The following is an 11705-nucleotide window of genomic DNA, read 5'->3' on the forward strand; positions in this document are numbered from 1 at the left end:
TTTCACACTTCAAAAAACCAGAATTTGATAATCAGCTTTTTAAGCCATCAATAATCGAAGTACCAGTTAAGAATGTCGGTTCTTAGGCCGATGTTGATCCAGTAAGTGGAATTATCAAAAGTACTGGCAGTATTAACCTCTGCGTCAAAATTCCGGAAGATGAAACTTCCGAAGAATTTAAGATTAGTAGCAGGATTGACGATGTAGCCCACCTCGGCTTCGGTAAAAAAGGAATTTACCGTATTTCCCTGGCCTATCGAAGCAGTTTCACCCGCCCTATCCTCTTCGGTGCGGTAAATATCGCCTCCGTAATTGGCCATATCTTCGGGAGTATTATAATCAAATCCGCGCTCGCCATAAATGACTTTGAACATTCCGTAGTAACGGCCCTTGCGATAGCGGGCAATTCCTAAGAGCTCCCTAAAATTAGCACCCCAAAAGTGAGCCATAGACTGGTTATTGTGCCCGTAGTTAAGAGTGATAGTGTTATGGGAGTAAGTGTAAGGCCGCACCTGGTTGTATTCCAGCTGCAGGTAAAGTTCGGGAATATTGAAAGCGTTAAAATATTTCGTACCCAACTGGAAGCCGTGCTTGTTCTTCCAACTGCCTTCCCCGCCAAAGACATCTACCGAAGAAAACTCATCGATCAACCACTGCCCATAAGTAAGGAAATGATCGTTCCACTTGAATTTTCCTGTGAGCCCCATGATGGCGTTCCCTGCCTGGTGGCCTGTAGAATATTCAATGGCGCGATAAAAGATGATCGGGTTTAGATAATTGAGATCAAAGCCCCGGTTATTGTCGTTCTCCCACATCACCGATTCAAAAAAGCCAATATTAAGCCTCTTTGTGACATTATAACTTAGGTAGTGATTGGCCATGAATTTTGTGCGGAAAGAATCTTCTCCGGTAACCTCGGGCCTCACATCGCGCAGAGACATCCAGGTGTTCGTGTACTTGATCTTCCAGAAAGTGGTGTTCAGCTTAAAGAACGGGTAAGGGGAAGCATTGTCACTCATGAATAACGATCGGTAACCATCACCAATAAAATTCTTGCTGTGCCCGAACTGAAGGTTGAAGAATTTCGCCGGACTAAAGGAAAGATAACCTTCAGCTACAGGATAATCATAGGCCTGCCCCATAAAACTCTTGGCCACGCCCCTTGCCGGAATAATGGCAGCACCTTCGGTGCCGGGCCTGATAGATTCAGCATAACGATTGATATAGTCGGCGAACCTGCCCTGGCTTTCATAGACCACCGAGTAGAAATTGAATTTCTTCCCCAAACCTCCCTGGAAAATGGCTGCCCGGGTGTTGTTGTAAGTAACATCAAGATCACTGTCAAGATCTTTCCCCACCTGCAGGTCAAGCCCAAAATCCACCGTGAACCAGTAATCGGGCCCCTGGAACCTAAACAGATACTCATTCCACACCTTTCGACCCAGCCAGGAATCAACCGGTTTTAGGAGTTGGTTGGTTTGTTTTTCAAAATCATAATAAGACTGAACTTCAGCATATAAAAAGGGCTTTGAAGCGGTGTGAAAATTAGTGCCCACCCGGTTCACCTCATCATCAAACCTGCTGTACAGTTCATGAGAAAAGGGAATATTCAGGTCACTTGACGCCCGCTGGTTGGTAATAGGTAGTGTCTTTATTTGATCGTATTCCTGCGTTACCGAATCCTGAACCGCACCATTTTTATCTATATCTTCAAATTTTTGAACCGATGCCGTTTTCCAGGAATTCTTATCAAGCGGAACTTTCACCGGCATTCTGAACTGCATATCAATAGGACGGCTGTTATACTCTGCCGGCTTTACCTGCGGCAGGTTGTTAAAAACACGGTTCACCTCTTCTTTCAGCTCTTCAAAAGGCGCGTCCACATATATGATCTCAAAGCTGCCTTCACGGGTCACCTCGAACAGGATCACCATCTCTCCTTTAAATTCATCTTTGACCACTGCCTGTGGTAATTCGAATTCCTGCAGGACATTCGCCTTTAAAGTACTGATAAAGCATGCTTCTTCCCGGTCATAGGTCACGTAGCGACATTCATCAAAAGTCGGGTAACGCTCACGATCTCCTGGTGTAGATTGGGGGAAGGAAATAAAGGGGATAAAGAAAAACAGCAGCGGATAAAACTTCCTCATACTTTAGGTTGAATTAGCTGCCTGAAAGATACATTTTTTTAAAGAAGTGAACCTCTCCACTGGAAAAAACCCTTCCGGAGCAGAATATTAAAAAGCCTTAGATCTAAAGCAAAAAAATCCCGCACCAAAGTGCGGGATCTTCTATATCATATTTAGACTTGTTTAGTCTTGAACTCTAAAGGTGATTGGCAGAGAGTAAAGTACCCCAACGGCTTTTCCACGCTGTTTACCAGGTTGCATTTTAGGCAGCATGTTCACAACACGCTCTGCCTCCTGCTTTAGACGAGGGTGCGGTGCACGGGCCCCAAGAACCGTAACATCACCATTCTTCTCGATCCTAAACTGCACGTAGATCCTGTTAATACCCGTCAATCCAAGATCACTGCCCAGTCCGGTGTCGAATCTGCGGTTCACAAATTCGTTGATCTTTTCACTCATACAGTCTTTACGTTCCTGGTTGTTCCTTTTGCTTTCACAACCCGGAAAGATTGGCACATCTTCAATTACTGCAAACGGAACATCCCCAATCTCTTCTTCTTCCTCTACAACCTCAACTTCTTCAACCTCCACGATCTCCTCCTGACTTGTCTCGGTAGACTCGATAATGGTCTCCTCCACTTCTTCTTCATCTTCCACAACCTCGATCACTTCGGGAGCTGGCGGTGGCGGCGGTGGCGGTGGCGGCGGGGTATTTTGAAGTTCGGTGATTGGCACATCTTCCTCTTCAAAAGCATCCATATCTACCATTCCGGTATCTATGGCTTCTTTGTCATAGGTTTTCCACTCAATTGCCCTCCATGTTATAAAAAGCATCAAAATCATTCCAATCTGAAAGAAGAGAATGCTTCTCCTGGACAAATCAGCTTTTGGGTTTTTCTTGGGTTTCATAAATCCGTTTTAATTATAGGTTGGCTAAAATAATTATTTTTTAATAAAAAATAAATTAATCTTAGCTTTTAACCTGATTAGAGAATCCTTTAGGAGCCACACTATAATTCCCGCGCTTACCACTCCAATGCTATTGGCTAAAACATCATAGAGATCGAGTTGGCGATAAGTGGTCAATCTATCCTGAAGAACCTCAATAAAAATGCCAAAAACGATCGCAGCTAGCGAGATCACTAGTATTTTTGCCAAAAACCTGTTATTCTTATAGTTAAAGATCACAAAGAACATCCAAAGAAGGTTGAGCCCAAAATAAGCCCCTCCATGCATGACCTTGTCACTCATCCCCAGCTCTTTCACAGGCGTGTCGGCCAGGTTTATAAGAGATAAATACAAAATGCCGATCGTATAAACGATCGCGGGAATTAAAAACAGGTATCTAGCCTTCAACAACTTCAGTGTACTCTTCGGCGCTCAACAGGTCATCTACTTCAGAAGCATCGCTGAACCTTATCTTCACCATCCAACCTTCTCCGTAAGGATCTGTATTCACTTTTTCAGGTTCGTCTTCAAGACTTTCATTGAACTCAATGATCTCTCCCGATAGCGGCGCAAAAAGATCAGATACTGTTTTCACAGCTTCAACAGTACCAAAAACCTCTTCTCTCTCAAGAGTCTCATCAACCGTTTCAACTTCTACATATACGATATCACCCAATTCACCCTGGGCAAAATCTGTAATCCCTACTGTGGCTACATCGCCTTCAATTTTCACCCACTCGTGATCATTGGTGTACTTTAAATCTTTTGGAATCTTCATTGGTTAGCTATTATTTATGGTTACAAAGTTAATTTTTTAATCGTTCTGTTCAAGAGCCAAGTGTTAATTTCCGAAGTTATAGCGCAAAGTTATCCCAGACCTGATGGTGGTTTGCGGAAAAGCGGTGGAAATGGCATACTCCGAAAAACTGTGGTCATAATAGACCAGCGCAGTAAGGTTTTTTGAAAGGGCATAATCTGCCGTGAAATTGATGGCCCAAATATCCTGTCCTGCCGTTACCTGACTGTTTTCCACATCAAGGTACCTGATGATGGTCTCGTTGTGACGATAAGAAACATCTGCCTTGAAGTTAAGATCACTGCTCAAAATGCGTTGTCTACCGCCCACCGTGGTGGTGAACTTGAGGTCTTTTATTCTGTAACCCAGCCCCACGGTGTATTGATTTCCGCTGATCTCGGTCAACAGGTTGTTGTCAAAACTCAGGGAAAGTGCCCTGTCCTTTTGCACGTCGGCCAGGATTTTTACAGAATTGTTCATTTCCATGTCTATCCTCACTAACGGACTGAACTGTTCTGTTAGGTTTACATTCGAGTAAAGCAGCTCGCTTTTATAATTCCCTGCCTGGTCAACATCTGTCGGGTTCTCAGGGTCGTAATCAAGGTTGGTCTGGAACTGGTTGATGGTATATCCCGCAGTATAACCATGGTTCACAGAAAATCGTTTGAATTTCTTCTGAAACCATGGGATCCGCATAAATCCGGTGTATTTCAGGTTCCAGTTAGGCAAAGGAAAATCCCTGAAGGCTCCCAGCGAAATCTCACCAGCATCCTTACCCGAATAAGCCGCAAGGAAGGCCGGCAAGAGCACATCCTGACTGGTCTTTCCGAAGCCTACAGGATATCCTTCCGCATCTGTATTATTGGGGTTGAATCCGCGTTCAACTGCCAGCCTTCGAGCAACCTCCAGCCTGTTGTCCCTGAACTCCTGGAAAGTGGCAGAAGATTCCGCAGTGCTTTCATTGAATGCCGTTCCCAGAAGTATGGTAGAAATATTGAAGTTTCCGAAGGTTACCGGGGTGAGCGGCATGTACTGGCCGCCAACGACACGGTAGTTTTCAGAAAAAGTTTCTGAATACATTCTGCCTGCAGATAGCTCTATTGTCAGATCGGGAAGCAGGGAAGCGCTGGCATTTATGCCCAGTTGTTCGTTCTCCACCTCTGAATACTGCTGATTGAAATCCTGGTAAAGCGTGAGCCAGCCTTTTCTTGCCGCCAGGTAGCGTACCTCTTCCTGGCTGCCCAAAGTGAACCCAAAAGTAGGTTTCCAGGTTCCCAAAAAACCGATGTCATTGGTGTAACCCGGAAGGTAGATCCCGTTGTTTTCCTGATAATTCACCTGTATCTTTTTGATCGCAGTGATCAAACCAACAAAGGTATTATAGGTCTTGTCACCTCCACTTAGGCGATTATCGTCTTCCCCGCCTTCCTCCTGAGCGCCTTCGGGCTTAAGTGTAGGCACATTTCGGCTTCTCTCTTCAATGGTCGTGCCTGCAGCCTGTGCGGTCCTTTTCTTCAGCCCCACATAGTCATAAAGCGTTTGCATCTCAAGGTTCGCATTGATCTTGTGTGAATTCGAGTTCTGAACCGAATTCCCCAGATCGGGAATTTCATCCAGGAACCTGAACATTTCTGAACCTCTTTCCCACTGGAAGTTCCCGGTGTAAGAATAGGTGGTATTGATGAATTCCAGAACAGGGATCTTCGAGAACGGTAGTTCATAGTTCACCTGAAGGGACTGGAAATGCTGATTGGGAATACCCGTGTTAAAAAACCCATCCCAGATATCAGTTGTTGTATCTGGTCTGTTCTCTTCATCCAGGTAATTGCGAATGATCCTGTTTGTAGAAGAGTTAAAATTAAGACTCAGACTTTTGGTGAAATTATAATTGATAGTGTACTGCCAGTCAAAAAGGAAGTTTCTCTGATAAAGGGTGGGTATTCCATTCAGGAAACCGGGAGGTAAATTGATCTCCCTGAAGGTTTGCTCATTGTACTGCCTAAAAATGGTAGAACTCGCCGAAATAGTAGAGGGAAAAACATTAAAATTGATATCCTTGAGGAGCGCAAAATAAGCGCTGCTATCAAGAACCGCTACATTCTTCAACGGCTCTATTGAAAGCGGCGCGAAGGTATAGTCATAGGTCGCTCCCAGCCTCACATTTTGATCAAAAGCATCCTCGATCTCAAAATCGCGGTGATCTATCTGATTGTAACTGGCTGAAACGGTTAGGTTCTCCACATCATAAGGCATAGGCTTACTCTCTCCTACCCTGTCTTTTCTAAGACCGATCACGTTTATGCTTTGTCGTTTTGTATAACTCTCTGCCCTTTCCTTAAGGTCTTCACGTACCTCGGGAGTGGCAGCATTATCCAGAACGGTTTCCAGTTCAAGATCCAGAAACTCAGGATCATATTTTGGGGTCACCAGCTCTTCACCAATGCTATAGCTCACAGGTATTTTTATACCCCATTTCTTCGGAAGCAGCTGCCCCATGTTCACATTGCTCACCACATCATACTGCTGCAGGTCTTCACGACTTCTCTGATTGGGACCGTATTCCAGAGCCCCGAAACCCACTGTACTTCTTCTTCCGGTAGCTGAAAGATTTGCAAAATCGGCCACATTAGCATCCATGTTTACAATGGCCGCCCATCCGCCTTCGTTCTTAAGGTCGGTCAGCCGCAGCTCGTTGAACCAAACCTCCCCGCACAGGTCCCTCGAATTGCCTTCGGGAAGGCCATTTTTGACACCCAGCATCAGCATACGTATGTTCCCGAAACTTGGATTTCCCTTGATCCCTATGCGAAGGTCCCCCACTTCATATGGCGTGTTTGCATCAACAGGAGTGAGATCTTCAGAATAAAACTTCAGTTCTGTGGCATCTAATGTCGGCTCCCCAATTTGTTTGGCCTTTACCTCCTGAAGCAGGTCGAGGGGCAGGCTCAAAAAGTTCTCCTCAGGCCATATTTCTGAGGCACTTGCCGCGCCAAAATCTGTTGGTTTCAGCGGCACTTCGATCTGGTAGAAGTTATTGGTGAAATCTGTTCCTATCCTGATAAAGGCCACGAGCTCTCCCTCGCTCCACTTAAGACGATCTACCAGGGCTTCGGCATGAATGTACATCTCCAGGTTCTTGTACTGCCTCATGTCTATCTGGAAATTCTTGTACACCGCACGCGCATCCTGAGGCTCCAGTTCGCATACCGAAAGCGAAAGGGACTGTTCGTTTTGGCGGATGCGGGTATTGTTGTTCATCAGCTCTTCCCGATCCACTCCCGGAGGAAGCACATACGGAATTGGCTGCCGGTTCTCATTCTCTTCAATGCTCACTGCAGCCACCTGAAAGGAGGTCTCCTCATTGGCAGGATCAGACTTGTCCGGATCAAGGGTTTGGGTATAGCGTCTGTAATCTCCCCGCACCAGATCCATAGTTCCAAATCTTAGAACAGTTGGATCCTCAAAATTAGTTAGGTACATTCTCATGAACCTGATAGACCTGAAGTCGCCTATCCCTCCAATAGCTTCGGTGGGCTCATATATTGGCACCTTGAACTGCAACCATCTCACCGGCATCTCCTGCCCGTTGGCGAGAGTTGTATTGAACTGCTTCACATCTGTAATGTATTGACTGTTGTCAATGTTCATTCCCGGGAATAGCGGCACCTCGTATTCAAAATAACTGTCTACCGTGTTCATAGTATTATCACGGTTGATATCTTCAACAGTGGGCAGGGTAGTATTCCCCCTGTCGGTATTGGTTACGGTTGGAGGAGAATTCCCCTCGATACCGTTATAATCAAAGTAGCGGTTTAAAATACTACCTTCAGCACTGAGGAAATATGAGTAGTTATCGGCCGCGGGATCGGGCAAATTGGCAAAGTTTCCGAATTCGGCTGCCTCTTCTGCATCGCTCAATCCGTCAAAACCAATGTCCTGGTTCAGCCTTTGTTCCCCTTCAGTATTAAACGCATAAATGAGGGATTGGTTTGAAGGCACTTTACCAAAGACGGTTTCTGTAGTGTTAAGATCTCCTCCGTTTTCAGGAAGACCGTTCTCATATTGCTTTCGGCCGTCCTTTAAGACGTCTTCGGAAATATTCCCCAGGTTGAAAACCAGAGTACCCCCGCTATTTCCGGCATTCTCCGAATAGATGAATGGATCCATCATCCAGAATTCGATATACTCAACATTGCTTTGCTCAAAGTTGGTGGAGTTCAGGGCCCGGGTGATCCCTCCAAAATTGCTCGCGGGATCCTGAAGTTCGTTCGTTCCCGCAGCTGACGGGTTGTAGTTGTAGGGGCCTCTAATTCCGGGGTAATAAGCAAGATCCATAGTGTATAGCACCTGAGACTGTCCCTGCACTACATCCACGTTAGGGAAGATCTCATCTAGAAACACCCTTCTGGTGGCGTAACTGGAAAGGTCGGCATCTGTGATCCCGTCGGGGCGGCTGCTTCCGTAGAAAATAGGGTCAATGCTGTACCAGGCCAGTTTTGCCCTTTTGTAGCCCGTGGCCAGGTCTCCGTTGCCCAGCTCCCCTCCGAAACCTATTGGCACACTTGAAAGTTCCCAGCCCAATGGGTTATCAATGGAGATCGAGGTTTGAGCCGCTTCAAAATCATCTATATAGGTGGTAGCTTTGCCGTCAAATTCATTCCCTTTGGGCGCCCCGGGCAGAAGGTAAGCCACCTCCCCTCTCAGCGACAGGTTGGAAACCACATCTGTATCAATGTTGGGAAGTTTGTTGACCATGCGGGTCAAAAAGGGCACTTCGGTGGAATAATTCAGGTTAAGCCCAAAGATCGTATTGTTGATGGGTTCGTAGCTGTAATTGGATTTTTGGGTAAGAGGCCGCTCGTTCAGATTAAGGTAAGTGGCGCCCACCAGGAAATTCTCTGTGAACATATGCTCCACATTGATCCCGGTGAACCGTTTGGTCTGCTGCCCAAAAAGGGCGTTATTTTCGGTCGATACCTGGATAGGAATATTGGAAGCCAGGAGCGCCTCATCCAGTATCTGCACTCGCCCAAACTGATAGTTCACCACGTAATCCACCCCTTCCTGCAACACCCTTCCGCCGGCAGTCACCGTCACCGATCCCTGCGGCACGTTAAAAGCGCCAATGGGAATTCCTTCCACATTCGAGGTTTTGTAACGCCCGCGTAACTGGAACTTGTTCTTATCGGCCTGCAGCTGCTCTGCCTGTGTTTTGGTGGTATTGTAAAGCGCGCTGAAAACGTATTTTTCCTGGTTCGCGTTATAGGTTTCCGGAAATTCGTAATCTTCGGGGCCAGTGTTCGGATTGGGATCAAGCTTGTCAAAAAGGTATTTTCCGAAGGGCTCTACCGAGGTGAAAATAATGTTCCCCGTTTGCGGATCAACCGTTATTCCGGGAACAAAATCAAAGAATCCGTCCCCGCCAATTATGGGATCTCCGTTTATTGTAAGATTGTCAAGGTTGAAAACCTTCAAAAGTGTGGTCTCTTCAACATCTTCGGGCAGCGGCACCCCGTCAACCCCGGTAATGTAATTGAGGGGCTGCGGATCTGTATAAACGATGTTCATCCTGAAATCCTCCCTTTCCAGCTGAAGGGCTCCTAGATTATAGATGTTCTTCATCATGAGGTCCCACACCGGCTCGTTCACGTTGGTGACCGAACTTTTTAAGAGTTTCACTACCAGGTTCTGTGAAATAGCAGCCTCTCCCGTTCCTCCCGAAGCATCTATTCCGTCATTGGCGAATTCCCCTACCTGGTACACCTCACCCCCCACGGTATACTGAAAGGCCACGGCCAGTATCTCGTCACCGGCAAGCCGTTGGTTCAAAGAAATATACCCCAGTCTGCTGTTGAGGGTATATTCAGTACGTCTTAATTGTCTCGCATTCTCCAGTTTCACGTAATCGGTACCCTCCGCCACCTGCAGGGGGCCGAATCCGCTTTCTACCGTGGCTATATCCCGAATGGCCGGAGTAAGCACGGATTCCTGTGGGCCGGTAATGCCAAAAGGGTTCAGGTCGTTGTTGGTGTTATCGGCGTAAGCTCCCGGAGGCGCATTAAAAAATCCGGCAGGCGGATTCTCCAAACCAATATTACCTTCTACCGGTGACTCCCCCAGGTCCTGAATTGCCACAATATTTCGAGAATCGGTGAGATTTTGGACGCTGTTGCTGCGATTGGTCACCCACACCTGTACCCGGGTGATCTGCACATTGGAGTTTATAAAAGGGTAATTTTCCAGCGCTTCATCGTAATGGTCCCGAAAGTAATGCGCCAAAAAGAAGTGACGATTCTCGTCGTATTCTATGGCGAACTTTTCGAATTCCTGCACCGTGGCACCACCTTCCACGTTCACCGTGCGTCGCTCTGATTTCTGCTCAGAAAACACCCCGGTGATCCGCGTTTTTCCGAACTGCAGCTCGGTCTTGACCCCAAACAGGCTTTGCGCACCCTGGATGAGGGCAGAATTGAGCGGCATGTTGATGTTCCCCACCTCGATCTTGCGCACGATATCATCTTCGGTGGGGGTGTATTCCAGCTTTAACTGATTCTGAAAGTCGAAAGTGGATTCGGTGTCGTAATTGGCGGTAACCCTCAGCCTTTCCCCGATATTTCCGAGCAAACTCAGCTGAATCCGCTGATCAAAATCAAAGGTGAACGTACGGCGGTTTCGGGGCGAAAAAGCCGGATTATCGCGCTTGGAGTACAGGATCCCTAAATCTAAGGCCACAGATCCCTGCGGAATGAGCTCGATCTCTCCCCCTCCAAAAATGTTCTGAAAGAAATCTGAATTCACATAGAACCCGGGCAAAAGATCTTTTTGCTCCTCTTCGGTTCCTTCTTTTCTTCCGGAAAGCGCATCTATCTTCTGCTGGAAGTAATTCTTCATTTCCTCCTGCATCACCAGTTCCTCATACTCTTCAGGAGTAAGGATGAGCGGGGCTGAAATATTAAAATTTCCGAGGGTCTCTTTATAAACATACCGGTCTATCACCGGATCATATTCATAAGAAGCTACAATGCTGTTAGGACGGGGCAGTTCAATGCGCCCCAGAGAATAACCTGTTTTAGTGGTATCCTGCTGGGTTTCGGTTTCCTGGGCCAAGGCAGAAAAAGGAAATGCCATTACACAAAGAAGCGCAAAGGCAAGTGAAAGCGGAAACCGATGATTGTAGTTCTGCCTCAAGACATTTATAATTTTTTAAGTGCAAGCTTAATCAATGACTCTACAGTGGCATCGGGGGCCTCCTTCACAATTCTGTCTACTACCTTCTCAGATTGCTTACGGGTGTAACCAAGTGTCTCTAATGCAGATAACGCTTCTTCGCGGTTAGTATTGCTCGCAGGGGCCGAAAGTTCATCAAATCCGAACACTTTTATGATCTTATCCTTAAGGTCCAGGATCACCCGCTGGGCGGTCTTGGCACCAATGCCTTTTATGCTCTGAATGGTTCCCACATCGCCGGCCGCGATCGCCTCGCTAATCTGCTTTGGCTCCAGCGATGACAACATGGTACGTGCGGTACTTGCCCCCACGCCCGAAACCGAGATCAACAGTCTGAAGATCTCCCTCTCACTCTGTTCCCAAAAACCGAAGAGGGTGTGAGAGTCTTCCTTTACCTGTAGATGGGTGTACAGGCGCACTGCTTCCGAACTCGGAATAAGCGCATAGGTATGAAGTGAGATGTGGATAAAATAGCCAACGCCGTTACAGTCGACCACTACATTCGTTGGATTCTTTTCAACGAGTTGGCCTTTAATCGAGTGGATCATGTGTTTAGGAAATCTTAATGAATCAAATGTAGTAAAATAAACGGGACGAGAAAAAAC

The 11705-nt window shown here is 46.6% G+C and carries 6 protein-coding genes; all 6 read right to left on the reverse strand.

The features are described from left to right. Positions 1-47: 47 nt before the first annotated feature. Positions 48-2150 carry a gliding motility protein RemB gene (locus tag BLS64_RS00450; RefSeq protein ID WP_093110658.1) on the reverse strand — a complete coding sequence of 701 codons (2103 nt, stop codon included), beginning with the start codon at positions 2148-2150 and terminating at the stop codon, positions 48-50. Positions 2151-2312: 162 nt separating this feature from the next. Continuing rightward, complete coding sequence (locus BLS64_RS00455; protein WP_093110660.1) at positions 2313-3038, reverse strand: energy transducer TonB; 726 nt, start codon at positions 3036-3038, stop codon at positions 2313-2315. Between the two features lie 33 nt (positions 3039-3071). Beyond that, positions 3072-3485 (reverse strand): VanZ family protein, encoded by a 414-nt coding sequence (locus tag BLS64_RS00460; protein ID WP_245693346.1) that lies wholly within the window; start codon positions 3483-3485, stop codon positions 3072-3074. Beyond that, on the reverse strand, positions 3475-3855 hold the full coding sequence (gene gcvH, locus BLS64_RS00465) for a glycine cleavage system protein GcvH (RefSeq protein ID WP_093110662.1): 381 nt from the start codon (positions 3853-3855) through the stop codon (positions 3475-3477). Before gcvH ends, BLS64_RS00460 begins: the two co-directional genes overlap by 11 nt. 63 nt (positions 3856-3918) lie before the next feature. Further along, positions 3919-11001, reverse strand: a complete 7083-nt coding sequence (gene sov, locus BLS64_RS00470) for a T9SS outer membrane translocon Sov/SprA (protein ID WP_093110664.1) — start codon at positions 10999-11001, stop codon at positions 3919-3921. 65 nt (positions 11002-11066) lie between these two features. Beyond that, positions 11067-11648 (reverse strand): Holliday junction branch migration protein RuvA, encoded by a 582-nt coding sequence (gene ruvA / locus BLS64_RS00475; protein ID WP_093110666.1) that lies wholly within the window; start codon positions 11646-11648, stop codon positions 11067-11069. Positions 11649-11705: the final 57 nt, after the last annotated feature.

It is taken from the genome of Salinimicrobium catena (genome assembly GCF_900102915.1).
In the GTDB taxonomy this organism is placed as follows: Bacteria; Bacteroidota; Bacteroidia; order Flavobacteriales; family Flavobacteriaceae; genus Salinimicrobium; species Salinimicrobium catena.

What these genes read in the sequence shown, in the direction of transcription:
- BLS64_RS00450 (WP_093110658.1), bottom strand. Translation starts at nt 2,150, where the DNA reads ATGAGGAAGTTTTATCCGCTGCTGTTTTTCTTTATCCCCTTTATTTCC.
- BLS64_RS00455 (WP_093110660.1), bottom strand. Translation starts at nt 3,038, where the DNA reads ATGAAACCCAAGAAAAACCCAAAAGCTGATTTGTCCAGGAGAAGCATT.
- gcvH (WP_093110662.1), bottom strand. Translation starts at nt 3,855, where the DNA reads ATGAAGATTCCAAAAGATTTAAAGTACACCAATGATCACGAGTGGGTG.
- sov (WP_093110664.1), bottom strand. Translation starts at nt 11,001, where the DNA reads ATGGCATTTCCTTTTTCTGCCTTGGCCCAGGAAACCGAAACCCAGCAG.
- ruvA (WP_093110666.1), bottom strand. Translation starts at nt 11,648, where the DNA reads ATGATCCACTCGATTAAAGGCCAACTCGTTGAAAAGAATCCAACGAAT.